This window comes from Paenibacillus dokdonensis (assembly GCF_004916975.1).
GTDB lineage: Bacteria > Bacillota > Bacilli > Paenibacillales > Paenibacillaceae > Paenibacillus_AQ > Paenibacillus_AQ dokdonensis.
In genome coordinates this window covers 2,598,823-2,625,452 of record NZ_STGQ01000001.1, presented here as the reverse complement: position 1 = coordinate 2,625,452, position 26,630 = coordinate 2,598,823, and the positions used below count along the sequence as shown (strand labels likewise).

At 44.1% G+C, this 26,630-nt stretch carries 24 protein-coding genes and 1 pseudogene; 3 read left to right on the top strand and 22 right to left on the bottom strand.

Annotated features, from left to right (window positions below; all coding sequences use genetic code 11):
- Positions 1-211: 211 nt before the first annotated feature.
- From E6W40_RS12140 to E6W40_RS30050, 9 genes are all read right to left on the bottom strand, one after another.
- Positions 212-1,090, bottom strand: coding sequence for a PhzF family phenazine biosynthesis protein (locus E6W40_RS12140; protein ID WP_136605691.1), 879 nt, complete (start codon positions 1,088-1,090; stop codon positions 212-214).
- Between the two features lie 176 nt (positions 1,091-1,266).
- Positions 1,267-2,472 (bottom strand): MFS transporter, encoded by a 1,206-nt coding sequence (locus E6W40_RS12135; RefSeq protein WP_136605690.1) that lies wholly within the window; start codon positions 2,470-2,472, stop codon positions 1,267-1,269.
- Between the two features lie 25 nt (positions 2,473-2,497).
- The gene (locus tag E6W40_RS12130; RefSeq protein WP_136605689.1) at positions 2,498-3,316 is read right to left on the bottom strand and encodes a MerR family transcriptional regulator; all 819 of its coding nucleotides are present in this window, start codon (positions 3,314-3,316) and stop codon (positions 2,498-2,500) included.
- 1,093 nt (positions 3,317-4,409) lie between these two features.
- Positions 4,410-5,204, bottom strand: coding sequence for an SDR family NAD(P)-dependent oxidoreductase (locus E6W40_RS12115; protein ID WP_136605688.1), 795 nt, complete (start codon positions 5,202-5,204; stop codon positions 4,410-4,412).
- A 41-nt stretch (positions 5,205-5,245) separates the two neighbouring features.
- On the bottom strand, positions 5,246-6,274 hold the full coding sequence (locus E6W40_RS12110) for a helix-turn-helix transcriptional regulator (RefSeq protein WP_136605687.1): 1,029 nt from the start codon (positions 6,272-6,274) through the stop codon (positions 5,246-5,248).
- Between the two features lie 1,644 nt (positions 6,275-7,918).
- A complete protein-coding gene (locus E6W40_RS12100) occupies positions 7,919-8,575 on the bottom strand; it encodes an NAD(P)-dependent oxidoreductase (protein WP_136605686.1) in 657 nt (218 codons plus the stop codon).
- A 74-nt stretch (positions 8,576-8,649) separates the two neighbouring features.
- Complete coding sequence (locus E6W40_RS12095; RefSeq protein WP_136605685.1) at positions 8,650-9,465, bottom strand: SDR family NAD(P)-dependent oxidoreductase; 816 nt, start codon at positions 9,463-9,465, stop codon at positions 8,650-8,652.
- A gap of 275 nt (positions 9,466-9,740) precedes the next feature.
- The gene (locus tag E6W40_RS30055) at positions 9,741-9,923 is read right to left on the bottom strand and encodes a hypothetical protein (RefSeq protein ID WP_246072976.1); all 183 of its coding nucleotides are present in this window, start codon (positions 9,921-9,923) and stop codon (positions 9,741-9,743) included.
- A complete protein-coding gene (locus tag E6W40_RS30050) occupies positions 9,920-10,204 on the bottom strand; it encodes an NmrA family NAD(P)-binding protein (protein ID WP_246072975.1) in 285 nt (94 codons plus the stop codon). Before E6W40_RS30050 ends, E6W40_RS30055 begins: the two co-directional genes overlap by 4 nt.
- A 104-nt stretch (positions 10,205-10,308) precedes the next feature.
- Here E6W40_RS30050 and E6W40_RS12085 point away from each other — a divergent pair, with 104 nt between their 5' ends.
- A complete protein-coding gene (locus E6W40_RS12085; protein WP_136605684.1) occupies positions 10,309-10,722 on the top strand; it encodes a MerR family transcriptional regulator in 414 nt (137 codons plus the stop codon).
- Positions 10,723-11,291: 569 nt separating this feature from the next.
- Here the strand turns inward: E6W40_RS12085 and E6W40_RS12080 are convergent.
- The 6 genes from E6W40_RS12080 to E6W40_RS12055 all read right to left on the bottom strand — a co-directional run bounded on the left by E6W40_RS12080 (position 11,292) and on the right by E6W40_RS12055 (position 16,747).
- On the bottom strand, positions 11,292-11,738 hold the full coding sequence (locus E6W40_RS12080; RefSeq protein ID WP_168928900.1) for a chromosome partitioning protein ParB: 447 nt from the start codon (positions 11,736-11,738) through the stop codon (positions 11,292-11,294).
- A 409-nt stretch (positions 11,739-12,147) separates the two neighbouring features.
- On the bottom strand, positions 12,148-14,025 hold the full coding sequence (locus E6W40_RS12075) for a M56 family metallopeptidase (protein WP_136605682.1): 1,878 nt from the start codon (positions 14,023-14,025) through the stop codon (positions 12,148-12,150).
- The gene (locus tag E6W40_RS12070) at positions 14,025-14,438 is read right to left on the bottom strand and encodes a BlaI/MecI/CopY family transcriptional regulator (protein ID WP_136605681.1); all 414 of its coding nucleotides are present in this window, start codon (positions 14,436-14,438) and stop codon (positions 14,025-14,027) included. The genes E6W40_RS12075 and E6W40_RS12070 overlap by 1 nt, the downstream gene beginning before the upstream one ends.
- A 225-nt stretch (positions 14,439-14,663) precedes the next feature.
- On the bottom strand, positions 14,664-15,404 hold the full coding sequence (locus E6W40_RS12065; RefSeq protein WP_136605680.1) for a hypothetical protein: 741 nt from the start codon (positions 15,402-15,404) through the stop codon (positions 14,664-14,666).
- Between the two features lie 420 nt (positions 15,405-15,824).
- A complete protein-coding gene (locus E6W40_RS29750; protein ID WP_136605679.1) occupies positions 15,825-16,070 on the bottom strand; it encodes a hypothetical protein in 246 nt (81 codons plus the stop codon).
- Positions 16,071-16,168: 98 nt separating this feature from the next.
- Positions 16,169-16,747, bottom strand: coding sequence for a TetR/AcrR family transcriptional regulator (locus E6W40_RS12055; RefSeq protein WP_136605678.1), 579 nt, complete (start codon positions 16,745-16,747; stop codon positions 16,169-16,171).
- Positions 16,748-16,902: 155 nt separating this feature from the next.
- Between E6W40_RS12055 and E6W40_RS12050 the strand changes: the two genes are divergently transcribed.
- Complete coding sequence (locus tag E6W40_RS12050) at positions 16,903-17,589, top strand: SDR family NAD(P)-dependent oxidoreductase (RefSeq protein ID WP_136605677.1); 687 nt, start codon at positions 16,903-16,905, stop codon at positions 17,587-17,589.
- Positions 17,590-17,908: 319 nt separating this feature from the next.
- Here E6W40_RS12050 and E6W40_RS12045 read toward each other — a convergent pair whose 3' ends face one another.
- Entirely contained in the window at positions 17,909-18,475 is a 567-nt protein-coding gene (locus tag E6W40_RS12045) for a helix-turn-helix domain-containing protein (protein ID WP_136605676.1), read from the bottom strand.
- 542 nt (positions 18,476-19,017) lie between these two features.
- On the opposite strand from E6W40_RS12045, the gene E6W40_RS12040 reads away from it, so the two are divergent.
- On the top strand, positions 19,018-19,437 hold the full coding sequence (locus tag E6W40_RS12040; protein ID WP_136605675.1) for a VOC family protein: 420 nt from the start codon (positions 19,018-19,020) through the stop codon (positions 19,435-19,437).
- 79 nt (positions 19,438-19,516) lie between these two features.
- Here the strand turns inward: E6W40_RS12040 and E6W40_RS12035 are convergent.
- The 6 genes and pseudogenes from E6W40_RS12035 to E6W40_RS12005 all read right to left on the bottom strand — a co-directional run bounded on the left by E6W40_RS12035 (position 19,517) and on the right by E6W40_RS12005 (position 26,421).
- Positions 19,517-19,941, bottom strand: a pseudogene (locus E6W40_RS12035) (SRPBCC domain-containing protein).
- 18 nt (positions 19,942-19,959) lie between these two features.
- Entirely contained in the window at positions 19,960-20,916 is a 957-nt protein-coding gene (locus tag E6W40_RS12030) for a sigma-70 family RNA polymerase sigma factor (protein ID WP_136605674.1), read from the bottom strand.
- A gap of 664 nt (positions 20,917-21,580) precedes the next feature.
- Complete coding sequence (locus E6W40_RS12020) at positions 21,581-22,951, bottom strand: MATE family efflux transporter (RefSeq protein ID WP_246072974.1); 1,371 nt, start codon at positions 22,949-22,951, stop codon at positions 21,581-21,583.
- A gap of 6 nt (positions 22,952-22,957) precedes the next feature.
- Positions 22,958-23,785 carry an ROK family protein gene (locus E6W40_RS12015; protein ID WP_168928899.1) on the bottom strand — a complete coding sequence of 276 codons (828 nt, stop codon included), beginning with the start codon at positions 23,783-23,785 and terminating at the stop codon, positions 22,958-22,960.
- Positions 23,786-23,808: 23 nt separating this feature from the next.
- The gene (locus E6W40_RS12010) at positions 23,809-24,579 is read right to left on the bottom strand and encodes a DeoR/GlpR family DNA-binding transcription regulator (RefSeq protein ID WP_136605671.1); all 771 of its coding nucleotides are present in this window, start codon (positions 24,577-24,579) and stop codon (positions 23,809-23,811) included.
- Positions 24,580-25,023: 444 nt separating this feature from the next.
- Positions 25,024-26,421 (bottom strand): UDP-N-acetylmuramoyl-tripeptide--D-alanyl-D-alanine ligase, encoded by a 1,398-nt coding sequence (locus tag E6W40_RS12005; protein ID WP_246072973.1) that lies wholly within the window; start codon positions 26,419-26,421, stop codon positions 25,024-25,026.
- Between the last annotated feature and the right edge of the window lie 209 nt (positions 26,422-26,630).

Sequence of the window (26,630 nt, the reverse complement as noted above, 5' to 3'; positions counted from 1 at the left end):
TTGTTCGCGATCTTTAACGCAAGCGGCCTAGCATTGCCGGAGGGCTTGTTCGATGGCCCCGAGGAACGCAAAACGATCAAAATCACGACAGATTGGATGAAGAAATGCTCACGCAAGCATCCCCCCGCTATCAAGCCTCGCCTTGCCAGTAGCAGAGTAAAAGCCCGTTTGCCCCCGGTACGGTGGCTGCAAACAGGCTTTTTGATTACGCTTATATCGTGATATGTTTTCGTTCAATGCCAACCACTGCACCGCCAACCCGAACCTGCTTGATTTCACCGCTCTCGCTCAGGCGCAATCCTACCTTGATTTCAGAAGGACAATCCATCGAATACCCTTGCCTGAACATGACGTGCTCCACTTCCCGCGAAGATCGTTGGCCATGTTGGTACAAGTAGCTGAGCAGGGCACCGTTGGATGTTCCTGTCGCGCTCTCCTCGGGAATATCATACAGAGGCGCAAAATTCCGGCATTCCGCAGCAGCATCGTCTGGAGTATCCATCGTGAACAGATGATATCCAACCACATCATATTTTTCGCTGATGGCGGTTATGGCGTCAAAATTTGGCTGAACCTCATTCAAGAGTTTCCTGCTGCGGATCGGGATCAAAATGTCCCGCAGCCCCGTCGAAACAATCTGGATGGGCAACCCGGTTTCCAGATCCTCGGCATCCATTCCCAAAGATGGGGCGATTTCCTCAAAGGATATCCTTTCAAGAAATTGTGGTAAAGCCTGTGACAAATAAACAAGACCCTCAGGGCTAATATCGATATCCAAAATCCCTGCCTTGGTTTCTATCGTATAGGAGGTCCCTTTCTTTGCCAAACCCAACGTATGCAGTAGTCCAAATGCTGCAATCGTGGCGTGTCCACACAGATCAACTTCGCTGGCGGGGGTGAAATAGCGGATTTTGTAATCCGCAAGCAAGGATTTCTCAATAAAGGCCGTTTCCGAAAAGTCCAATTCCTTCGCTATGAGCTGCATTTCGGCAGCATCCAGTGAAAGACCATCCTCTAAGACAACGCCTGCTGGATTACCGCCACGCTCCCCTTTCGCAAACGCATTTAACGTATACACTTCCACATTCATGTTCCGTTTGTCCTCTCCTTATCTTCGAAAAACCGATGTGCGCAACTGCTAGTCCCACTCGCTGCCATGAATCGGATGAATATGTATTTCAAGGAGCATTATACCCAAAGTTAATCCTCCCACCACTTTTACCATAATGACGAGTTTTAGCCCCGGAAAGTTCGAGCCACTTCCGTTTATTGAAAACTGCTACTTGAATTTAATTTTTCATCCATCCCAGCTGGGTTTCCAGTCCTACTGCTTATTTTTTTAAATAGTAAGATGGCAAGAAGCAAAGCTATGCTTACAGCGGCAAAACCCAGCCAATTCAAATACAGGACAGATGTACGACCGATGACAATCCCGCCTAATCCAGATCCCAGTGCAAAACCAAACTGGATGAACGAAGTATTTACGCTAAGGGCAAGGTCCGGATTTCGAGGTGCCAGAGTAACCAGATATAGTTGCTGGGCAGGGGAAATACTCCACGTTGCTAACATAAAAATCATTAATACCACGATTAATACAAAGAGATTGACTCCGGCTAGAGCGAATAAAAGAAGAGTCGTCCCTTGTAACAAGAGCCCGAGACAAATGGTAAACTTCGGTCCCTTTGCATCTGCCAATTGTCCGCCCATTCTTGAACCGACAAAGCTGCAAACCCCCGCCAGGAATAGAACACCGCTAATTTCGGTCATGGAAAGTGAGGATGCCGCCTGCAGAAAAGGCGTAATATAAGTGAACAGTGTAGCATAGCCGCCGACATACAATAACGTAATAACCAAGGCAGTCAGAATGGTTGGATTTTTCAATATGGAGAGCTGCATTCTGAGGGTAACCTTTTCTTCTTCTTTGATTGCCGGTACTTTTTTAAAGATGATAAGGAATGGAAGAATACTTAATATACCGATTAAAACAAACAGAAATCTCCATCCAAACATCTCACTAAAAAATGTGCCAATAGGAACACCGAGTACTAGCGAACTGCTAAGCCCCATCAAAATGATACCGATGGCATTGCCCCTTTTTTCTTTTTCAACGAGTCTTGTCGCTACGGCCATGGCTACTACGGTAGTGATTCCTCCACTAGCCCCTTGTATAATTCGTACCCAAAGCACTGTCTCATAAGCTAGATCAGCGAACATAAGCCCGTTGCTGGCAATAAACACACCAAGGGTAGTCATCAGTAGCTTCTTGCGATCTGCATTGATCGTGAGTGTAATCAAAATCGGAGCGATAATGGCCGCTGAGAGAGCAAAAACAGTCACCAGTAACCCGGCTTCGGAAGTAGATACTCCCAAGTCCATAGCGATCATTTCAATGACCCCTGTAATAATATATTCGATGGTCCCGATCAGAAAAACAGCCAGTGCCAGGACGTAAATGATCCCTTTATTTTTCAATGTACTCCAACTCCACCTTCTTCAGTTATCGATTTAGTATTGGAATTTGTATTTCTATGAATTGTGCATCTTGTTCTGGAGATAACGGCAGATATAGTTCCCTACCCGCTTCGTTTTCCTTGATCTGATAGTTATTTTTCTCAATCCATTTCGCTAAATGAACGCAGGCCGCACCATCAAATTTAGAATTTGAATGAAAAGCCATTGTGGCCATCATCGGCTCAGGAGGAAGCGTCCGCAGATGAAACGGGTCTGGCGGTGATTCCAGCTCACAGGTTAAAAAGTAACCGACTTCAAATTCAAACTCATCCTCTCTTCCGTCGATTTCTTTCCACAATACAACCTGAGGTCCTTGAATCAATTGGCGAATCTCCTTGGGTAATAAATCATCAAATTGACGAAACAAATCTGGAATGTCCTCTTCTTTCCCACATGCTCTCCGAAAAAGAAAGGATTGTGCACCTTCTGCCTTGATTCTGACTTCTTGACCTGTTTCGAATTGTCCCTCTTTTTCGATAAGCTTCATACGCTCTTCAATCCTGACGAGCCTGGCTTGTTCTGTATCAATAATTTGCTGAATTTCACTTCTTTTCAGCTTAAACATCCCTTGAATATTCGAGAGTGTAATATCTTCTTGGAGCAGCTGTACGATCTGTGGTAACGTGAAACCCAATTCCTTGTAGATTAGGATTCGGTTGAGCTCAAGAAGCTGATCTGCGGAATAGTAACGGTAGCCCGTATCGTGATCTACCTTTCTCGGCTTAAGTATGCCGATCTGGTCATAATAGCGCAGTGTTTTTAAGGAAACCTTGCTTAGCCTGGAAAACGCACTGATTTTGAACAAAATATCATCTCCAATCTATAACATAATCCGATTATACAGTTTCCCCTGCAGGGGAAAGTCAAGGGTGTGACCCTGCCTGCTAAACATCGGCTAGCATATTCGACAAAAACAACGACACCTGCCAAATTTGCAAAAACCTGCCGTAATAATTGCATGAAGCGCAACAACGACTGAGCTGTGAATCTAAGTTCCAATCAAGTTTTCACCCAAAGTGTGAAATATAAAGTCTGCTATATTTGTCATTTGCGTCTTTATTTCAAGAGGGGAATTATCCCAGTTATACCCACTCAAAAGGATTCAGCTCCTTTGTTCTATAATTAGATCATTTAATCTGCGCTAATTGATAATAACACGGGGTCATCCTGATTATGGTAATTGTTGTGTTTATTAAGCAAATCTGCCCGGTAGCTTAATGAACTAGTGCAGTGAAATGTAGTTTGATGCTTATCTAATCGGCAATCGGACTATGTTCTTGTCCATTCCGGCAATCGGTACAAGTTCTTGTCCTTGGCTTGGGACACAAACTTGTACGGATAAAATAAAAAAGCCACTATAATAGCGACTTTCATTGGGACTATGTTTTTGTCTTCCGACAGTTCTTGTCCCCCGACACACATGAGATCGAGTGCGGGGTGAAATCATATCGGGAATGTAACCATGCTTAAGTGGTCCGTAAAAATATGAAGCCGTGGCTCCACCGTCAATTAGGAAATCAGACCCGGTGATATAAGCTCCCTGTGGCATCATTAGCAGCTATTGCGGGTTGAAGAACTCGCAGAAGTAGCCCATATGAGCGTATCGACATTCCATCGAAATTTTAAGGAAGTCACCCTAGAACAGACGTAAAGCATTTAATGGAATAATACGACCCGCCTAAAAGTATGGTCTTCTTGGGAGACTAAAGGTCGCTTTGTGATCGTGAATCCCATAGGCCCGTGCTGTTGTCATTGTCATATCGTTCGACGTAAAAACGGCAACCATGATGCGGTTGCCGTTTTTACGTATCTTCTGTATTCTTTTTGGGTTTTTTAGAAGCTCGTATTATCCCACCGGATATGTACTCGCTCAAATATCCTCTGCATCTTATCTAAAATTAAAATATGGTCGGTACCATTCCTCCGTCCATGCGGATCGAAGATCCTTTGAAGGCGGAGGCCATCGGGCTGCAGACGAATGCAGTCAATCGGCCGATTTCCGCAGGTCTGATAAACCTTTGGATTTCGGATTGAGGTAGGTTCTTCGTCATAAAGTCTTTCTCTTTAGCCTCGAAGGTCATCTCTTCGTTCGAATAAATGCTCTCGATGATCTGCTGCACGTTCTCGGAGAGGGTCGGTCCCGGCAAGATCGTGTTCACGGTAACCTCCGCGCCGCGGGTCAGCTTGGACAAGCTCTTGGACAACGACAACAGCATGGATTTGGTCACGCCGTATTGAGGCATCTGTCCGGAAGGCATGACGGCTTCCTCGCTCGCGATAAAGATAATGCGGCCGTAATCACGGTTCAGCATGGAAGGCAAATAAAACTTGGTTAATCCGTTGGCGGCGAGAACGTTTGTGCGGAAGTATTTCTCCCATACGGCATCGTCTACGTCGTCATAGGACATGATCTCATATATGCCCATGCTGTTGACGAGAATATCGACGTGGGGGAACTTTGTGATTAAAGCTTCTCTTTGCCGCGCATCGACGAGATCGGCCGTTGCATTCCGAGGTTCCGTCTCTGGGAACGCCGCTTGGATCTCCGCGATCGTGCGTTCTACATCATCGTTGTTCCGACCATTTATGAGAACGTGAACGCCTTCTCTGGCAAGTTCAAGGGCAATCGCTTTTCCTATACCTTTGGTTGATCCCGTTACTAGAGCTGTTTTATTCTTCAATCCCATATCCATCTGCCTGCACTCCTTATGTCTAGGATAGGGATAATGATACTTCATTTCGCCTGCTCGGTAACTAGCGAGGAGCGCCAATTCTCTTGCGCGACGCGCCAATTGGCGGGAGTCTCCCCTTCCCATGAACGGAACGCACGATAGAACGAATTCTGGTTCTCGTAGCCGACGAGAAAAGCGACCTCTTTGATCTCCAGCGACGGGTCTGCCAAGTAAGCGAGGGCTTGCTCGTGCCTGGTTTGCGCCAGCAACTGCTTGAAGCTTGTGCCTTCGTCCGTCAGCCTGCGCTGCAAGGTACGATCGCTCATCCTCAGCTCGAAGGCTACGGTCTGAATGCTGATTCGCCCTCGAATTAGGTATCGAGATAAGACCCACTTCACCTTAGCGCTCATGGTAAGCTGGGTCTTTCGTTCATCTAACGTACGTTCCAAGGCGGGAGTCAGAATTTCGAGAAGTTCTTCGTTGTAAGACGCGAATGGGCGGTTCAGATCGTCGCGATTCAGCGTTAGCCGATTGCGGTCCGTCCCCGTCCGAACGCGGCAGCCGAAATAGCCTTCCAGTGCTTGAACGTCGCCCATGGGGTGTGTGAATTCGACGGAACGAGCCGTCAAATGGCGGCCGGTTCCCCGGCGCCCGAGCTCAAGCAGGTAGGCGAGCGTGATGCCGACAAGTACCGGCGGTCCGTGTTGCTCGCCATACTGCCACTCCAATTCTATCGAGCATTGCTCACCTTCTTCCCGAATGCGCAAGCTTTCCGGAGGGCACATTTGCTTATAGTGCGCCATTCGGTTCAGCGCGTCCCGGTAGTCGCGAGCGTGGAAGGTCGCCAAGACGGCCGGCGGATACTGTGCCGTCTCGTAAGTAGACGCAAGCTTGATGATTCCCGTAGCGGTGTCTCCGACTTGTTCGGAAAAGGCTTGCCAGATCGAGTAATATTGGGAGGTCGTGACTAACGGTTCGTTGATGACGGTTAGCGGTAGACTAGCTTGGCGCGCTATGTCAATGGGTTCTACCTCTATTCTTCTCAGGCTTGTCCAGAAGCCTGGTGAGATCTTGATACGATCTGCGTTCATAGCTGTCAACCTCCAAGGACGATGTCCAATTGCAGTTGGTCCACGGAACTTCTGGACCATTGATTCTTCTGATTATAGTTTAACCATCGAGTAGCGTCATCTGTTCTTTCATATAATGCATGCCATGAACAGCATTCTTGGAGCTGATCGATCCGTTCAAGGTCCTCCTTCGAAGAACAATGTGATTCGTTTTCAGGTGGCAGGGTCTCGCGGATAATAGTGGGTAATTCGGCAGTTGCGCCTCAATCTCAATTTGACTGGCTGCTTCGCCGATCAACAGCTAAACCTTACATGCCCGTCTATTTCATCAGACGGTACCCTAAGCGCTATAAGATAATGTTCATGTCACTCGACAATTCATATGGATAAATATGACTTAACCAATCTATATCACTCGATATATTTTTCATTTTATATGGATAAATATGTTGCAGAAAAAAGCCGCCATGATGAATTTTCCCAAGAAATTCGCCCCATTTTTCGTAAAGCGATTCATTCCAATCTTCATCCGACACTTCTTTTCCAAAGAGACTTTTCATATTAAACACAATTAAGTCAATTACGGCATGCTCGATGTCGTTTTCTCAAGGTTTTGTAAGTGCTATTCTAAATCCAAGATCATCTATCTTGAGATCGGGCATGCTTTTCCTTCTACTCGTTAAACTTTGGACTGTTCCTCCACTCCCATCACAGGAGATTCATCAGTCGTTGCCCTGCCCTCACAAGAATGAATGCATTTCGTCAAATACCTTATAGCAACCGTTTCGGGTGACAGCCCTTGGTGCAACTTCCCTTGTTTTCCAAGTCTCTTACAACATAGCTCTTCTTTCTGGACTTAGGTGCTTCCTCTAGGCCTGTGAGTTTAATGCCGCCATTTGTTCGGTATAGCGTATTTCATAGGGGGAATTCTTCTTTACGCCGCTCACCCCACCGTTTGATGGTCCATATGTTTCCATATGTTCTAACTTTAGATCCGTACATTCGGTGTTCATCAGTTCCTTCTGTGGAACATTCTCACCATATCCAGTTTTTCCAGCCGCGTGGCATATCCGTTGGCATACCTTTTCATTCGAATGGCTCCAGCCTTCTTCTGCCGAATCTACCATTAGCAAAAAAAGGGGAATGAGGGGAATGGCGATAGTATGGGGGACAGTGGAACTCTTCCAGAAGCAAATAAATAATAATTATTATAATTAATTGTCGTCTTCGTCGTATCCTGACTATGTGGAACTAAATGTGGAAAATATAACCTTCAGCTCGGCAGGCAATAAATCCTTCAAATTTAATGTTGCAGGTAAAAATGGTTCAAGCTCTGGATACAATCTGGCATTGACTATATTAATCTAGTACCAAACTGAAAAGAGCAGCGATTAGTAGCGCCTTTCGTTTATACAGAACATAATTTAGGCTTCTTATTTTTCATCACGTTCAACTATCGGTCTCCCTCAATTCAAAGATGGTTCCTTGATTTACCTTACTACATAGCACCTTAAATACGGCTAATGCGTAATTGATTATCCTTATCACGGTTAACCATATATGTTCTTGTCTTTTTCGGAATACGATATATGTTCTTGTAGTCGGGTTTTACAAGAACATATATCGTTAAAACAAAAAAAAGCCGCAGTTACGCGGCTACTAAGTTTATTTTTTGTAGTAGCTCAAATCGTAAGTATGAATTGCAGAATCCTCATTAATGACCTGAAAGTTATATTTAGCAATATCTACATGAGTTGCAAGACTAAACTTTGTTCGATCTCTATTCAATATTCCTTTCGAAGGACCGTCTGAGATTATGCCTGCCCTATGCACAATCCAATCCACATCTTGTGCTTCTTCAACTAAATACTCAATTACAGTTTCATTATCTTTATGCTGACCGAGAAGACCGTTATATCTAGCTAAAGTGTTTCTAAGAATCCAAGTCACAAAAGGGAGTCTTTCTTTATATCGACGCGTGAGTCCTCCGGCCTGATATAGGAAACGTTTTACACCTTGTCTTCGCATAGCTGGGATAAGCTTCTTAATAAAGATAGTATTGATTGGCGCCTTATTTTGTTCCTGAGCATTTCCAAGCATACAAATTACAAAGTCGACCTCATCTAATAATTCGTCAATATTTTCATAATTTGTGATGGAACCTTCGATTATCTCTAAATTTATATTTTGAATTCTAAATTTTTCTGGATTTCTAACTAAGGCTTTTACTTTATGACCCTCTTTAAGCGCTATGGAAACAAAGTGTTGGCCAGTTCTACCGGTTGCACCAAATACTAAGAATGTTGATTTTAAATTTTTCATTAATAATGATCCCTCCAAAAAGAGATTCAGAAAGACGTATAAAGCCCGTGACACCAGCAATCAGTCAAGAGAATTCATGCACCCGTGAGTTTATGCGACAAATCAATAAGAGACTTTTGATCCTCTTTATTTACTTCGATTGCAAATTTACGTTGGAAATTACCGGCCTTGTTCCACATGTATGCCGATGTTCCTTCGCCATTCAGGAGTGCCTGAACAGGGTTACGAGCCGCCAATTCGGCTGAGTTGAGAAAAGGTCGTGCCACTGCAACGCAGGCTCTGAAATACCATGGCGCATTTTTAAAGATATCCGTTTGAGCAACCCCCGGGGTTGTACATCCCGTGAAAATCTTAGGATGCGTCTTGGTAAGATAGTCTGCATAATGCATACACGCGCCAACGATCGGTAGCGTCATCGTCCAGAAATTAAATTTTTCAAAGGATTGGAACATCTTGATGTCGAATTTGGGAACCTTTTTAACTGTGCCCACCATCATTAATACCCGAGGATGGTCTGCCTTAAGAAGTTTTGGCAGCAGGAGTTGAGTTAAGTGGTAACGGCTTAAGTAAGCCAACGCGAAAAAGAGCGGGAGACCGTCCTTTGTTCTGATGTCCCTTGGATCAAAAATGCCCGCCGAGTGTAACAGTCCGTCGACTTTGTCGGTTATTTCGTTGATCTGTCGTGCCGCATCTTTGACTCCATCGTGAGTCGCGAGATCCACCGAGAGAAATATTGCTCGATTACGTGCTGTTCCAAAAGATGCCAATGCGCTCTCACCTTTTTGTTTATCGCGCCCCAAAATAATCACGCGATTGCCCGCATCAATAAGTTTTTGAGCAGACTGCAGGCCAACACCGCTATTACCACCTGTAATTACAAAAGTATTCATACTCTTTCACTCCCCTTATCTTTATTGACAATCTCTATATATCATGCGCCAATAGGCAAAAGAATCACTTTACCCTAGGCTTATCCGCTCTTGCTGATGGAAGGTTTGAAATTACTGCGACCGCTCGATGTCCTAGATCTGTAAAAGGCCCCTCCGACCTCCATCCCAATCGTTCCTGTGTCAACGCACTCGACGTCGGATTGTCGACTGTCACGCTTGGATAGAGAGGCTAAGCAATAACAGGTTCTTTTGTGACCTTCTCCATTTAACTAACACTATTCCGTGAAATAATGTCCTTGCTCCAGATCTGCGAGAAGTCCAAGCTGGACAGGCTTCCAACCGAGCAGCTCCTTCGTCCCTTCGCTTGATCTTGCTAAGTAAAGCAACGCAACCATGCCTAGAAAACCGAAGACTGGTTGTGTCTCTTCACGCGGGATGCTGACTACCGGTACATTCAAGTGACGACCGATGACACCGGCAATCTCGCTGAACGGAATGCCTTCGTCGTCCACGCCATCCAGTCGCGAGCCTGCGGGTGCACACCGTCTGAAGTAGCTGCACAGTTGCGCAGTAAATCCAGATCCTTTATAACACCGCGAGCCACCTCAGCTCCCAAGTCTAATACTTGAACACCTTTCTCTGAACGGGTCAGACAAACTACCTGATGGCCCGCACCAATGAGTTCGCGAACAACAGCTGTACCAATATAACCTGCTGCACCTGTAACGAATATTCGCATAATCGTTTTACGCCTCCTTAAGCATTTGACATTTGACTAAGATATGACTCTAGACTAAACTATAAAGTAAACTCTATGGCAAGCGTTTGGAGGTATGAATTCATATGAAAATTCAAGAATTGGCAGACTTGATGGTTCTAACACCACACACCATTCGTTTTTATGAGAAGGAAGGCTTGTTTGACAGCAGGCATATTCAGCGAGAGAAGAATAATTATCGCAACTACTCAGACGAAGCGATTGGGCGGTTAAAGCTGATTAAGAAATTTCAAGGCATCGGCTGCTCGTTAGCTGAACTGAAGACAATATTGCAGGATCACGATACGAACGCGCGCACGAACGAAGAAATAATTGATTGGATTCTTCAGAAGATTAATGAAATCGAGCGTAAGAAGGACGAATATGATCATATGCTTGTAACGCTTAATTGGATGCTGACGTACAGGAAGCTGCTGAACGAAGATCCACAGCAAGCTGAGGCTATGATGGAGGAATTACGTCGTAGAATTAACATCTAGTTGTATACACGAGTATCTGGACATTCATCAGCCGATCCCCGTATTAATTTCATCAACTTGAAAACGTTTATCGAAATTCCGTTCTTCTTTCTATCTGTATAGGTGACACCGATTTGCATCGTTCCCTTTGGACCAGTTGATATGCCACATAATATAGGTTTGTTTATGAGTTATTTTCCTCGCATGAAATACTAAGTTGTTTTTCTTACTTACCATAACTGATTCAGCTATCCTGCCCGTTGGCTTAATGAACTAGTGCAGTGAAATGTAGTTTGATGCTTATCTAATCGGTAATCGGATTATGTTCTTGTTCTTTACGGCAATCGGTACAAGTTCTTGTCTTTGGTTCGGGACAAGAACTTGTACCGATAAACAAAAAAAACCGCTAAAATAGCGGCTTTCATTGGGACCATGTTCTTGTCCCTCGACAATCCATCATTAAAAAAACCTGATTCACAATATAAAAAAACCTGAAAAGTCAAAGTTCCCTAAAAAATAATTTCATGTTTAGTTGAAGTATAAGACTTAGAGATAACTTTAAGTCAAGGATTTTCGCTTATAGAGTTTCTTCATTGAATCACATCCGCCGTCGGCAATGGAATATACACGGCGTCAATTTCACTTTTTTCATCCATCAATGCTTTTGCAATTCGATGTCCCCCATCAATTAATTGTCCATCTGAACATAATAATATGGGGTACTCCATGTTTGCGTTGATAATCCGCTGACAATGTAGCGCCACATTACGTATAGAAGGAATGGGTGTCCTCCTACTATCTGTAAACCAACAATCCTGATCCAGTTCCTTTATTGAATCAATCTTGATTTTATGAACGGGTAAGTTCTTAGATAACGTCCATAGTTTCTCTACGTCCCAGAAATGTCGCTTTCCGTCAATCATCCTTCCGTGTATATGTTTCATTGAAAGTAACTCTTCCACACTAATCACCTCGTTTTTTTCATAATCATTGCTGCCATGTCCTCTCACAATTATCAATGTTGCCCGCGCAGTCATATACAACATACAATTCCCACAAAAAAAATAATAGACTCATATTAATTTTTTTTATATACTATTATGCATCCATGGCATTTTTAGGAATAACATTTTTTTATATATGAACATTACGAACCGGTACCTAATTGTGCCGGTTTTATTTTTTTATTAACGTTAACTACGTTAACGTAACGACGGCAGCCGAACATTTTAGCCGGCTGCCGTCTGTCATAATTGAGCTATTGCGCCTTTTAGTCTCCAACAAACACAGCAGCCAATTACTTGCCGGCTGCTGTGTTTATTTTTTAACTAATGTTTCCCGTTAGTTTAACATTGATCAAATCTTTCATTTTCCTTTTTTAGAAGGCAATCCTATTTCCAGGACTGCATAGGCTTACTCGCGGAAGAGCAAAGCTTGCTTAAAATATTATTTCTGCACCGCTTCTTTCAGAATTTCGACCTTCTGTTCCTTGGACATATCCCATGTGGTTGAAATGCTGTATTCGAAGCCGCCTTCATGCCAAAAAACGTATTTTGGATAGATATGTGCCGGTAAGTCATCCTCAAAGAAACCGTTTTTCTTGTTGCCTTCTGAGTCCAACGTATATTTCGAAATGGCCAGCGTATCTTTCCCGTTTGTATATTCAAGACGGATGGTTGCCGCCTCTTTCCAGTCTATCTTTTTCGCATAGACGGGTTTATCGCTCTTCTTGCCTTCGGCCCTTACTTCATCAAGGAATTTTCCTTCGGTTGGACCTTCGATTCTTGCTTTGGAAAACTTATATCCCTCCGGCAAGTTGGCGGGCTGCTTCAGAAAGGAACCCTCGAGCGTAGCAGTACTTTTCAAGTAGTCCTCGTAAGTGGAGAATGTTTCTGTCCCTCCCCAATAACTTAGGTCGAGTCCGCTGTTAAGATCCTTATATTTATGATACAGAACGTACATATCGCCTGTCTCTTTACTTAGCTTCTTCACTCTATTGGTCTCATCTTCGATATACTTTTTTTCCTCTGGAGTTAGAGCCTTGGCTTCAGCTACTGCTTTTTTTTCCGCTTTTTCCAGTTCTGTCTTGTAAAGCTCGCGGTCTATATCCCCCTCGGGATAGATCATATCCGGCACATGATTCACAACAGCTTTTGAATCCTGTTCCGATTGCACGGGAGCCTTTGGTGTAGCGCTCCCTGAATCGCTTTCCTTAGCATTAACCAATGTCACGCTGCCAAGCGCGATAATCATCCCCATAGCCAGAATGGATAGGCGGTATGATTTTTTGTTAAAATTTTTAATCATCGTAAGTCTCCTTTTCATTTGTTTATGCGTGGCGGACAGGCCGGCAAGTCCCGGTTGGCGTTGGTTTCCTGAAAAATGCTCCAATACATGGATGATCGTTTGTCCGTATGCATTGTTTTGCTGCGGACTCATCCGATTCAAGGCGCATGCATCGCAGGCCATCTCCTGATCCTGTCTTGCTTTACGTACGGCTAGCCATAATAGCGGATTAAACCAATGGATGATCAGGATGATATGCATCAACCAGTTCACGACGACGTCCCGCCGCTGAATATGTGCGAACTCATGCGCCAGAATATATTGAAGTTGATCTTTTTTCAGCGTAACGAGCAGACTGGGCGAAATAACGATCGCCGGTTTGCGAAAACCGACCACGGCAGGTCCGGGAATTCGCTCGCTGGCCACAAACTGCACTTTTCGCTTTACGCCTAATTGTTGTTTCGTCTCGTGAAACACGGCCGATAGCAAAGGAGTATCTATTTTTCGGCCCGCGCGCAGAGCTTGTTTCAATCGAAGCTGGTCGCATACCGTTTTCGCCGAAAAAAGCAGCACGCCTGCAAGCCAGACCGACATCAGCGTATTGGCGAAGCCTATTTGCTTGAACCCATTCCACCAAAATCCGCTCTCCTGCACAGGTCCCGATTCAAATGAGAGAGCAGGTACTTCCGAAGTTCCGCTTGCTTCCGGGTTTATAGAGCGCTCAACAAGAACCGTTGTCTCGCTTATTCTCCCCGCTTCCTTCGAGCCCAAAGAAGCTTGAGTTTGTTGATGAATACCGGGCGCTATGGCCTCCAGGGACAAAACATTGTATAGGCTAAGCGAGGATTCCGGGGCCCATGGGAGCAGCAAGCGAATGGCCACGGGAAGCCAAAGCCAATATTTCCATCTGGCTTCAATCTTGTTTCTTAATAGAAACTGCAGGATCAGGACAAGTACAATGAGGATGAAGGCCATGAACGATCCGCGAATCACCCAGCCAAAAAAAGACGATACATTTTCAAGCAATGTAAGACTCATCAGGGCTCTCTCTTTTCTTTTTCCCCATCGCTGCGGTTTTCGTCAAACAAAGCCTTTAGATCCTCGATTTCTTGCGCATTCAGTTTTTTATCCTGCAGAAAGTTGGCAAGCATCGGCTTTAAAGCTCCCCCATAGAGCTTTTTCATGAAGGATTTGGTTTCGGACTGCAGATACTCCTGCTCGCTGATGATCGGATAAAATAGTTGGGTGCGCTTTGAACCCTTTTCCAGTTTCGCACCCGCTGCTTCCTTCTGCACCAGACGAGTTAGGAGCGTCCGGGTCGTATTGGGGCTCCACCCCATTCGATCCGTCATTTGCTTTACGACCTCGCTGGAAGGGCAGTCGCGATTGGCCCACAATACACGCATAACTTCCAGTTCTGCATCCGTAATCGGTGGTATTTGATTATTCATGTATGAAACCTCCAAAGTCAATGTACTAAAACTACATATGTAGTTACTATACACATGCTACAATTGTAGTTTAGTAATGTCAACTTGTATGTGAGAGCGTAGTTTTCGCGTTTTTGTTACACACAAAAATGTTTCGCACGCCTGCGGTCATGACGATCTCCAAAAGAACCCATGTAATCGTATTTTGGACACCTGTTCGAGAAAACCTATAGCTGAATTAAAATTTTATTTTTTCACGGCTGCTTTTAAAATTTCAATCTTCTGTTTCCTGGACATATCCACAGATGAGGTTGAAATGCTGTATTCGAATTTGCCGCCATCATTCCAAAAGACGTATTTTGGAAAGACATGTGCCGGCAGCGTATCGTTATAAAAGCCCTTCTTCTTGTTTCCCTTCGAATCTACCGCATACTTGGAAAGGCCCAGCGTGTCTTTTCCGTTCGTATATTTAAGTCGGATCGTTGCCGCCTCTTTCCAGTCGATCTTTTTCACATAGATGGGCTTTCCGCTCTTCTTACCTTCGGCCCTTACTTCATCAACGAACTTTCCTTCGGTCGGAGCTTCAATGACCGCTGTTGAGAACTTGTATCCTTTTGGCATGTTCGCAGGCTGCTTCAAGATCGATCCCTTTAGGGTAGAGGCTTTTTTCAAGTAGTCCTCGTATGTTGTGAATTCATGTATCCCTCCCCAATAACCAATATCAAATCCGCTATTTAATTGGGGGTATTTATAATACAAGACATACATATCACCAGACTTTTGGCTCAACTCCTTCACTCTTTTGATCTCTTGTTCGATAAACTTTTTCTCCTCTGCAGATATAGTCTTAGCTGCTTCGGCCGTTTTTTTAACAGCGGCTTCTTGGACTTTCACGGAGGATTGCGCCTTCGCCGCGAGGCTGACGGAAAAGCCCATTAACAAAATGGTGCTTAGTGTCGCGATTGCTACTTTCGTTGCTGCTTTCACTTGGTAATGCTCCTCTCCTATAATTAAATTTTCGTTTTTGTAAACTACAGATGTAGTTTACAAATCAATACTACAACTGTAGTTTACTAATGTCAATACGGTTTGTGCAGAAATTTTTTAGTTTTCGTTAAATACAAAAAAAAGCCGCTAATCTAAGCGACTTATTATGGGACCATGTTCTTGTCCCTCAACCAGTTAGTTATACATAATTAAATTAATTAAATCCCTATCTCATTTTGCCGCCGGAAATTTTCAATAGGACGCGGGCATAGATACCCATTTATAGAGAAGTTGACGCCGTTACACCAGTCGCTTAGATGATTATAGCAAATGTAATCCCTATTTTCGGGGAGACTTTTGTTATAACTATTCTCCCGTTAGCTCAACGCCTGCAGCCCAGATATAGCTATGTAATTCCGGCTACGCGAACATCGGCTTGTCGCTGTCGATTTCTTCTTTAGGCACTGCACAGCCACGTATATATAGATGATTAGAACTATCCTTCATTGCTTTCACGAAATAGCTCAATGCCTTATACTTCTGAAAATGAACAACGTTAGGCTCGCCGTTTTCCGAACAGACCGGTCTCTCTTGCTCTTTGAATCGGAACCCGTCTCGATAGCATCCCGTATGCTTACGTTCAATTTGAATACCCTTCCATTCCAAACAATTCGTAGCTATCCAGCCGGAGAATCTATAGGTACAGCAAATTGGACCATTAATAAAGAAAAATAAAACGACTATATTTAGCACTACGCTGCCCGTTAGCGTAATGCTCCTTCGATAGACTGAGATCCAGCTACTATAAATAAAGCAATCTTCTTGGCGACTTCATCTTTATTCGTGGTGACGCTACCTGTGGCCCATTGCAAGCCACCTTCATGAATGATTTGTGCAAAAATAGGCACAAACATGTTCTTTTCGTTATCGGTATACATTTGTTCCAAACTTTTCGACAAAAAAGACTTCAATTCATTTAGTATTTTTTCTTGCATTTGAGGTAAGACCAAGCCACCATAGCTGCTGCGACATTCAATGTTCGGTTGTTGGTAGAAATCAGATACCGCTAAAATGAGTTGATGTATGCTATCCAGATCGAATTTCACAACACCTGAAGTATGGTTTTCGATAGAGGCTGAGGCGAAATCCCCCATAATAAAATCGATTAAATCGTATTTATCATTAAAGTGTGCATAGAATGTAGCCCGATTAACCTGCGCTCCCCTTGTTATATCCGCTATTGTAATTTTTTCAAAATCCTTTTCAGAGGCCAAATTGAAAAAAGCATTAATCAATGATTGTTTCGTTTGTGTCATTCGTATATTCCTTGCTTTTGTGGCCATTCCCTTCACCTCTAACCCAACAATTTATTATTCTTGTGGCTATAGCAACATTCGCACAGGGTTGTTGATTGCTGCATTAAACCTTTGGCTGTATAGTTTTCATTAAAGCAACATATGTTTCTTTTAATATATCATAGATAAGGAGCTAACGAAAAATGAAAACTATTGTCATAGTTGGTGCAGGTCTTGGATTAGGTTTGTCTCTAGCAAAAAAATTCGGAAAGAATGGATTTAGGGTAGCAGTGATTGCACGTAACCCTGAGAAATTAGCAATTATCGAACGTGAACTTAGAGTATTGAATATTGAAACGCAATCTTTTGTAGCGGATGTCACGGACTTAGCTGCTTTAAAACAAGCCATTCAAGCAGCTAAAAAAGAGTTTGGTTCGATTGATGTACTAGAATTTAGCCCCTATGCCAGGGAGGATAAGTTCACAAACGTGCTAGAAACTACGCCTCAAAGTGTATTAGATATAATGAAAAGTTATTTGCTGGCAGGCGTTCTTTCCGTTAATGAGATTCTACCGGATATGATAAATAACGGTTCTGGTGCAATTTTATTTACAACAGGCGTATCTACAATGTTCCCTTTACCTTATGCCGGGAATGCCGGAATCGTTGGGGCTGGTATTCGTAATTATGCCGCAAACCTACACAATGAGTTGAAAGTGAAAGGTGTGTTTGTCGGACATCTTTCAATCGGAGCCATGATACAACCCGGAACAGCAGGGGACCCAGATGTTATTGCTGAAGCTTGGTATAATTTGTATGAGAAAAAGGACCATTTTGAAGAAATATTCCCTCTAGGGCTTGATCCAACTAAAATTCTTGGTGAAAATTAATACGAAAGAGATAAGACAACTAATGAAATGATAGTTGTCTTATCTCTTTTAATGCCTAGAGCAATCTCTAATCGACAATCGGAACATGCTCTTCCTACGCGAACATCAACTTATCGTTGTCTGTTCTTCTTTCGTCACTGCTCAGCCACGTATGTTTAGATGCTTAGAACTATCCCCCATTACCTTTACGAATTAACTCATTTCCTTATATCTCTGGTAACCAAACAACGTTTCATTATCCAGGCAAGCAGACTTCACTTAATTACCCTTAATTGTGAATCTGTCTTATTTCCTAACATTGGCCTATCATGATAATTTTTTATGATTCTCTATATTCCTGGGGTGTAAGCCCATAGTACTTTTTGAACACTTTGATAAAATAATGCGGGTTCCGGTAACCTGTCTGTTCTGCAATCTCGTAGATTTTACGGTCGCCGGTCGTTAGCAAGTGAGCGGCCTTCTCCATCCGTAGCCTGCATAAATAATCAGATATATTCTCGCCTGTCTCCATTTTATAAATCCTTGATAAATGGGTCGGATGCACGTAGACATGATCTGCCAGCATCTGAAGCGATACATCTTTATGAAGCCGTTCCTGTATAAATTGTTGAAGCCGCTTAATCATGCCGGAATGCCCATCATTTGTGACGCGCTCCATCATAGGCTGCAGATCCCCTAAGATCCGGAATGTCCACTGCTGCAAATGCTCCTCCGACCGAATGAGCCTTGCCTCTTCTAGATGCAAATACCCTGTTCCGAATAACGAAGCCAGATGCAAGCCATTCTTATGAGCCATATATAAAAAGGAGGAAGAAATCGAGAAGTAAGCCTCGAGCAATATCTCCCGCAGACCTAACCCGTAAGAAGCAGTCCAAGCAGTCCGCACTAAATATTCTCTCTTTATTTCACATTACCGTTGTACATTTTCTGCACAGATTCATAATAGTCCGTTAGTTTAATTATCTTTCAGATAACGTCATTGTATTCACGAACCCTCACTGGCTTAAAGGGTGCATACCCCGGGTATAGGGACTGAGTTGAGATCGATTATGCGATCTGTTGTCCAGCCGAATCGTAAATATTGCCGCGGATGGGCGGGATTGGATACGCCCATCGTGATCATGCCTGTCTGGCGTTCCTAGAGACTCCCTCGACGAACTGTAGATAACCAAAACGTATGATTAGTGAATAGAACAGGAGAAATGTAAGCATGAAGAAGACATTTAACCTAATACTGAATGGGGCGACGGTTTCGAATAAGAGTAAGCAACCTTACGGGAATGGCGGGTATCCGAACTCAATACCAAGTTGTTTTTCAAAATTTACGCTTCCGAATCCATGAGACCGATGAATTCCCGGATCGGCTATCGTCTATATAAACGAAGGCATAAATCAACATAAACTAATTTACGAAGAGGTGTTTTGAAAATGGCATTAACGTCCGCATTCACGAGCTTCAACCTGCCTGTAAAAAACGTAGAACAATCAAAAGCGTTCTTCACCGGACTCGGATTCGAGCTCAACTCGCAATTTCCCAATACCGAGAATTCGGTAGCCATCGTGATCGGCGACAACTTGCAGGTCATGCTGAGCAATCATGCAATCTTTAATACGCTCACGGAGAAGGAAACCGTCGATACGAGCAAGTATGCGCAGATGACGATCGCATTGGCCTTCGAGAGCCGGGAAAAGGTTGATGAAATCGTGAATACCGCGATCTCCTTGGGCGGAAAATTGCACGCTGAACCTGAAGATCATGGGTTAGTGTATCATTGGGGCTTTGTTGACATGGACGGCCATCTGTGGGCTATTAACTACATGAACATGGATGAGACACAAGGCTGTTAAGACTAATGGATAGCACGCAGGTACTAGGGTTCAAAAAGAAAGACGCCGGGTATTTTTTCCGGCGTCTTCTTCGCGATGATTAGTTTTGTTCGGTATAGGTTTTGAAATTGACCATGATTGCTTGCCAGCCTGCTTGCTGGAACTCGACGGGATTGGAGCTTTCCGCGTCGAACGTTTCAATGACTTCGTCTTATTCCCTTGATCGATGAAAGCTTTATCCACTCTTCTTCCGCCTTCCATGGTGTAGCCTATCGTCACATGCCGATTCACGGCATCGTAGACGCCGACAAAATCCAAGCCCATGCTGCCATCCTACGCTTCCATCCGTTTCAGTAACTTGCCGCCGACTCGCAGATTGTTTTTGGCTCTCGTCGCATGCCAGTCCTCGGACGCTTGATTCCACTTCATGATGTGATCCGGCTCGGTCCAACATCGCCATACCTTCTCGACAGGGGCTTGAATGACGGCTTGCAACGTAAACCAATGACGAAATTCATTGGTCAATTCGCTCTGGCAGGAAATTCATTGGTCAATTCGCTCTGGCAGCCCAAATCGCGAAAATAATGGCCTATGAATGAAGTTTTGAACGTGCAAGATTTGATTTTCTTTGGTTTCGATGACGTGGATGCCCCAAGGTACAAGGCCAGAGCCCTCTTTGTCCGTAATATACTGGGCCAACGCCGGATAACCTCCATTCACCGTAATGGGCACAAATCGCGAACCTTCGCAATGCCAGCGAGTAAGCGAATAGAAGGCGGACAAATCTTCCTTGCCGCGGATCCACATCTCGAAGGGCGGCATCGACATGCACCCTTCCTCGTGGAACAGCGCGACGAGCGCAGCAATATCGAATTGCTCGAAGGCCTCCACATACCGAGACAGCAGCTGCTGCTCCGGTTGAACGTCCATGCTGCTGAGCTCATCCGAGCGAAGCTGAGCCCGGTCCATCGTCTCTCGGGCTCTTTGCAAGGCGCTGTTCACCGCTGCCGGCGACATCGCCAATGTTTCCGCGATCTGCTTGGAGGACAATTCAAATACATCCTTCAAAATGAGTACCGCGCGCTGCCGCGGAGGCAAGATCTGCAGGAGAGCGATGAAGCACAGTTGAAGGGTATCTCTGCGGACGAGCCGATCCTCCGGATTGCCCCCAAAGTCGGGAGACGGCCAGATCCAGGCAGAGTCCGGCAGCGTGTCGCGCGGCTCGACGATGGCGACGGCCGGGTCGAACAGGTCTACGGGAAGCGCGCGGCGTTTGGATTGTCTCAGCTTGTCCAAGCACAGATTGGAGGCAATCCGATAGACCCAAGTTTTGAATGAGGAATCCTGTCTGAACGTGCTCCAGCTCTGCCAAACCCGAATACTCGTCTCCTGAACGGCATCGTCCGCATCGTCCATGGAGCCTAGCATTCGGTAACAGAACGAGGTTAAGCCCGGCTTCAAGCTTGCAAATAATGGTTCGTCAAATGCGGTCTCGTTCATTGCGGCCTCCCTTAATAATCTCCCCGAAGGGTGGTACCTTCATTATATGCAATAAATACATCGCCCCAGCCGATAAAGAACCTTTTGCGTTTTGAAGGGCGTGATTACGAAAAAGTGATGAACACCGGTGAAATCAATTGTTTCGTACCGGGTGATTATTTTCGGTGGGAGAAAGTAGCGGCCTCCTATAACTACATATTGTTGTCCCCTACTTTGCTTCATCAAGTCGCAGACGAATCGGATACGACATGGAAAGGACAAGATGATTAACGAATAAACTAGCTGTTTATGACCCCAAACTCGTTCAATTGAGTCAATGGTTAGCGGATGAAGTTAACGGCAAAGGATCCAGGGGTAAGCTTTACATAGAATCATTAGTCAATCTGACGGCCCTGCGCCTGTTGGACATACTCACCAATACCGGCGCAGGTCCGTTAAAAACATTGCATTTGAAATTTCATTTATCGTCCGCTTTATGCATTGGATGTACAGCATAAAGCGGACCTTCAAATTAATTATCTTACTTCCTCTGCCTGGCCCTATCTGCCGGCATTTATCGTTTCATGCATTGTTTTTTAATTGATTATGAAGAATTCGAAATGGATGCCGTTGGTTTTGATACTAACGATCCTATAGGAAACAGATTTAAATAATGGGAGCCAGTTTAGGCGGAAGGCTCATGCTTGATGGAACGCATGTGCAGTTTCCTGTGAAAGCGGAAGAAGAGATAGATCGCTCTTACGAATAAATCGGCGGATATAGCGATCCAGATTCCGGCAATCCCCATCATGAGCACGCTGCCTAGTACATAGACGCCAACGAAACGGATCAGCCATACCCCGATAAACGTACTATACATCGGGCTTCTAGTGTCCCCGGCACCTTGGAGAGCGCCGGCAAGGACAAGGGTCCCCGCTAGCGCGGGCTGCGAAAATGCAGCAATATGCAGCGCCGTTTCAACTCGATGGATGGTACTGGGGTCCGTCGTAAACCATAAAACGAACCAAGGGAGAAGAAGAATAAATAATAGGATGCCGACGATGGACATCATGATCGCTCCAATAGCGGTGGACAGCACACCATATATCCAGGCATCTTGCTTGTTTTTTTGTCCGATACTGTAGCCGACCAAGGTCGTTGCTGCCGCACCTAGTCCGTAGCCCGGCATAAAGGCCAGTGTTTCGATATTTGCGGCGATAATGTGGGCAGCATAGACGTCCGTGCCGATGGAGATGACTATTCCCATGTAAGCTACAGAGCCTAACCGACTCAATAAACGCTCAACGACAACGGGGCCGGACAGTTTTAACAGTAGGAGTATTTCGATTGCTTTGCATTGAAGCAATTTAGCAAGCGGGAAAGACACCACCGATTTTCTTACCGATAGAATCAAAATTACGACACCTAGGATTCGCGCCACGACCGAAGCCCATGCCGCCCCGACAATGCCCCATCCGGAAAAGCGCCACAGACCAAAGATAAACAGATAATCCAACAGTATATGAATGGCGTTCATCCATAATCCGGCTTTCATTGGACTTTTTGTATCGCTTGTTCCACGCAAAATACTCCCCAGAACAATCATTAGTGCAGGAAGTACGGAGGGAATGGCGACAATTCGAAAATATGCATTTGCATCTGTCAACATTTTACCGGTTGCCCCGAATAATATCAGGATCGGTTTTGAGAATAAAAAAGTGAGACACCCGAGCAATAGCCCTGCCGCACACGCTACTAGGACGGATTGCACCGCGATGCTTTGCGGCTTTTCGTCTTCGCGGGATCCGAGGCTTCTTGAAATCAACGCATTAGTCACTACGCCAAGCGCCATAAAAATACCAAAATAAACAACCATTATATTGTTGGCCATCCCAGCGGCAGCCACTTCCTGCAATCCCAGTTTGGATACAAAAAGGGTGTCGACAAACCCGACAGCGGTTTGCAGAATATTCTCCGTCATCGCAGGAGCGGCCAATGTGATGACCGCTCCTGCTTTGCCATAATAATCCTTCGGAAAGAGCGGTTTGGGCACCATCGCCTGTTACGAGCGGAACGCAAAGCGTCTGGCTCCTTGAGCCACCATGAATCCAGGTTCCTTAGATTGCTCAATGGTGCAAGCGTTCCATAGATCGGGTAGTGCATGCTGCTGCGCATGCTCCAGTGCAGCCTTGTAATATCCTTTATACTTCAGCGTGCCGCCTCCCAACACAATCTTTTCCGGATTCAACAAGTTAATGACAATAGCCAGACCGATTCCCATATATTTTCCTGCGGTTAAAATGACTTCTTGGGCTTCTTGGTTTCCTTGTTCAAGCCGCTGCTGCAAATCTTCAGCATCCGTGCCTGCCATTTCGAGGACTCCAATACCGCCGGCGAGTTTGGCCAATCGATTCGTGCCTTCCGGAGTCGGGATGGGGATATAGCCCAGCTCGCCCGACCAGCCGTTGGCCCCATTGACGAATTGACCGTTGGCTCTGATCCCCATGGCAATTCCGGTTCCGATTACGATAACGACAGATGTCGTATTTGGATCGATTGATGAGGTTTCGTGAAGGGTCGCCGCCTTCACATCATTTATGAAATATACAGGAAAATCGCCGACTCGCAAATCGCTTGTCGTGATTCCGGTAAGCGAGGATAAACTTGAAAATACGACCTTGTTCTCGTTTTCAACGAATCCCACAACAGCGACGCCCATGCCGGAAGGAGTAAACGGCAAGCCTTGAATAAACGATACGATCTCGTTTTTGAGGTGCTCTCTGGTAACAGCAAAGCCTGTTGGAACGGTTTTCGTAATTTTTTCACCTTGATATTCGGCTAACATCAGCATTTTGGTGCAGCCAATGTCAATGCCTACGAATCGGTCCATTTTCATTTCCCCTTTTCCTCGCATTAATCGTAATCGTGTTCTCCTATAACCATCACCTGAACATCCGCATCCAATCGCTGAACAATTTCCAAAGGAAGAGAGCGATTCGTTATGATGTGATCGACTGCCTTTAAATCTAACGCCCTGAATTTATGAAGCAGGTTGTGCTTTGTATGATCAATGAGCAGGAAGGTTTGACCAGCGTGCTTCACCAGCTCCCGTTTAAACTCGATTTCTTCCTCGTTGCCGTAATAAATTCCTTTGCTAGTGATGCCGGCGGCACCGATGAACACTTTGTTAAATTGATAGTCCGAAATTTTAGACAGGGTGGAATATCCAAACACATGACGGGATATTTTGTTCACTGTCCCTCCCAATAAGTGAACCTCCGGTTTAACCGAATGGGTCAATGTGTTGGCAATATCGATGGAATTCGTCACGACCTGTACATTCAACTCATTCATGAATTGGGTCATCGCGTGAACGGTTGTGGAGATATCCATAAAAATCAAATCATCGTCTTCGATCAGCTTCGCCGCTTGCTCACCGATTTGCAGCTTCACCTCCGATTTTTCTTTTGACCTGGATTCGTAATCCCGCAACTTTCGATATAATGAGGGAACGGCAATCCCTCCATGGGTGCGGCTGACCAGTCCTTTAGATGAAAGGTGGACGATGTCGCGTCTGGCCGTGTCTCTGGATACGCCGAATAACTCACAAATTTGCTGTAAAGACATCGTATTATGTTCATCCAAAAATTCCAGAATGTGAACGTATCGTTCCTCTTGATTCATATCCATCCTCCCAAGTTTAATTTAAGTTATATTAAGTATTTAATCAAGGGTTTTATGACATTCAGTTGCACAAATGCTTGTGTATACTTAAAATGATGCATACCATAAGATTCTGATTGGATAAGATGTTCTAAGGTACAAAAAAAACCGTCAAAATGACGGTTTTGCAGTGTATTAAGAAGCATTCCAGAAGTACCCCACAGCCATACTTAATCAGCGTCAAAAAGATTTATCATCAGAAGAATTTCTCAAGTTAGTGAGAACCTATATTCAAGAGGGATTACGCCTTCCTAGTCGGTTATTCAACTATCGTTCCCCGTAAGCGTAATATTCTTGTCCCGCATTAATTGCGATAAAAAAGTGTCCCACCTACAACGGCTTTAATGTAACACCCTGGGCTGCCGCCATGCCATGATTAGCTATTGTGTTCCGTTAGTTTAGTGATTACTTCATTAAGAATGGGATAATTGAATCAATTTGTATTGCTCGTGATGCTTTTAACAAAATTAAATCATTTTTCTTAATTGCTTGGTTTAGTGCATTTGCCAACCCTTTTTTATCTTTAAATGTTTTTACAGCACCTGGTGGATATCTCTTTATTGCTTCTGATGCAATATGGTAACTGAGATTACCGAAAGTATAAATATAATTTATTTTATCCGGATCAAGGTTCATACCAATTACTCGGTGGAACTCTTCTTCATGATCACCAAGTTCAAGCATATCACCAATGACTAAATGCTTATCATTATAACCCGTCAGTTCTTGAAAAGTCTTAATTGCTGCATTTAGCGAATCCGGACTAGCATTCCATGCATCATTAATTATGGTAAATCCCGATGGTGAAATAATCTTCTCTAATCTCATATCAGGCATTTCCAAATGAAGAAATCCTTCATTTATTTCTGCAGAGTTTAAACCCAACCTTAGAGCAATGGCTATTGTAGCTAGTGCATTATTAATATTATGGGCACCGAGCAGTGGAAGGTAGTAAATGTCGTTTGCGACAGAGAATTGGGAACCATCGGAGTTTGATAATACATTCTCGACGCTCACATCATTAAAATTCCCCTGACCAAAACTAATGATTTCTAATGAGCTAATTTTTTTAATTTCAAAGATTTCTTTAGTTAATAATGGCTCGTCACCGTTGAAAACAAAACATCCGCCACTCTTTAGACCGGTAACGATTTCCAATTTTGCTGCTGCTATTGCTTCTCTGGAGCCGAGGCTTGATAGACGGGAAACACCTATCATTGTAATTACTGCTATGTCAGGGTTGGTAATACGAGAAAGTTGCTCAATTTGCCCTCTTTCACTCATCCCCATCTCAATTATTGAAATTTCAGCATCTTTTTTTATCCCTAATACCGTTAATGGAACACCTACTTGACTGTTTAAATTTCCTTCTGTTTTATAAACTCGAAATTTTGTCTGTAAAACAGAATTTAGCATCTCTTTTGTAGTTGTTTTACCATTACTACCCGTAACACCAATAACTTTGACTGGTAATTCTCGTCGATATTGTGCCGCTACTTTTTGTAAAGCTCCTAAGCAATCATCTACATAAATTAACGGTAGATGATCTGGTGGGTTAGGGTGATCCTTTTGCCAAAAAGAAGCAATCGCTCCTTTAGTTATTGCTTCACTAACATAATTATGCCCATCTAACTCCCTTATAATTGGGATAAATAAATTACCTGGCTTTACGGTTCTGGAGTCAATAGACACTCCTTGAATCAAAAGTCCCTCAAACTCCGAAGATAACCCAACGCCTTCAGACATTCGTTCAATAACTTTGAGTTCATGAGTAATCATCATTGCACCACCAAATAAATTCAATTTTTAAATCCAGTGCTTTCACCATTAATACTACCTAATCTAGATAATGCCATGTGTGAGAAGAGATCAAAAGATCCATCACTAAGGCTTTTTCTTTAAGGGGTGGTTCTAAATCAACTATCCTCCCTTTAGTTGAGAAAAGTCTGCCGCGGTAATCGGCTCATGTTCTTGTCCTTTTCGGCAATCGGTATAAGTTTTTGTCTTAGGCA

Bases quoted from the DNA above. Each gene is read 5' to 3' on its own strand.
- E6W40_RS12100 (WP_136605686.1), bottom strand. From the start codon at position 8,575: ATGAAAAATTTAAAATCAACATTCTTAGTATTTGGTGCAACCGGTAGA.
- E6W40_RS12070 (WP_136605681.1), bottom strand. From the start codon at position 14,438: ATGAATAATCAAATACCACCGATTACGGATGCAGAACTGGAAGTTATG.
- E6W40_RS12075 (WP_136605682.1), bottom strand. From the start codon at position 14,025: ATGAGTCTTACATTGCTTGAAAATGTATCGTCTTTTTTTGGCTGGGTG.
- E6W40_RS12015 (WP_168928899.1), bottom strand. From the start codon at position 23,785: ATGGACCGATTCGTAGGCATTGACATTGGCTGCACCAAAATGCTGATG.
- E6W40_RS12010 (WP_136605671.1), bottom strand. From the start codon at position 24,579: ATGAATCAAGAGGAACGATACGTTCACATTCTGGAATTTTTGGATGAA.
- E6W40_RS12020 (WP_246072974.1), bottom strand. From the start codon at position 22,951: ATGGTGCCCAAACCGCTCTTTCCGAAGGATTATTATGGCAAAGCAGGA.
- E6W40_RS12085 (WP_136605684.1), top strand. From the start codon at position 10,309: ATGAAAATTCAAGAATTGGCAGACTTGATGGTTCTAACACCACACACC.
- E6W40_RS12040 (WP_136605675.1), top strand. From the start codon at position 19,018: ATGGCATTAACGTCCGCATTCACGAGCTTCAACCTGCCTGTAAAAAAC.
- E6W40_RS30050 (WP_246072975.1), bottom strand. From the start codon at position 10,204: ATGCGAATATTCGTTACAGGTGCAGCAGGTTATATTGGTACAGCTGTT.
- E6W40_RS12080 (WP_168928900.1), bottom strand. From the start codon at position 11,738: ATGACTGCGCGGGCAACATTGATAATTGTGAGAGGACATGGCAGCAAT.
- E6W40_RS12115 (WP_136605688.1), bottom strand. From the start codon at position 5,204: ATGGATATGGGATTGAAGAATAAAACAGCTCTAGTAACGGGATCAACC.
- E6W40_RS12140 (WP_136605691.1), bottom strand. From the start codon at position 1,090: ATGAATGTGGAAGTGTATACGTTAAATGCGTTTGCGAAAGGGGAGCGT.
- E6W40_RS12095 (WP_136605685.1), bottom strand. From the start codon at position 9,465: ATGAATACTTTTGTAATTACAGGTGGTAATAGCGGTGTTGGCCTGCAG.
- E6W40_RS12050 (WP_136605677.1), top strand. From the start codon at position 16,903: ATGAAAACTATTGTCATAGTTGGTGCAGGTCTTGGATTAGGTTTGTCT.
- E6W40_RS12110 (WP_136605687.1), bottom strand. From the start codon at position 6,274: ATGAACGCAGATCGTATCAAGATCTCACCAGGCTTCTGGACAAGCCTG.
- E6W40_RS12055 (WP_136605678.1), bottom strand. From the start codon at position 16,747: ATGGCCACAAAAGCAAGGAATATACGAATGACACAAACGAAACAATCA.
- E6W40_RS12030 (WP_136605674.1), bottom strand. From the start codon at position 20,916: ATGAACGAGACCGCATTTGACGAACCATTATTTGCAAGCTTGAAGCCG.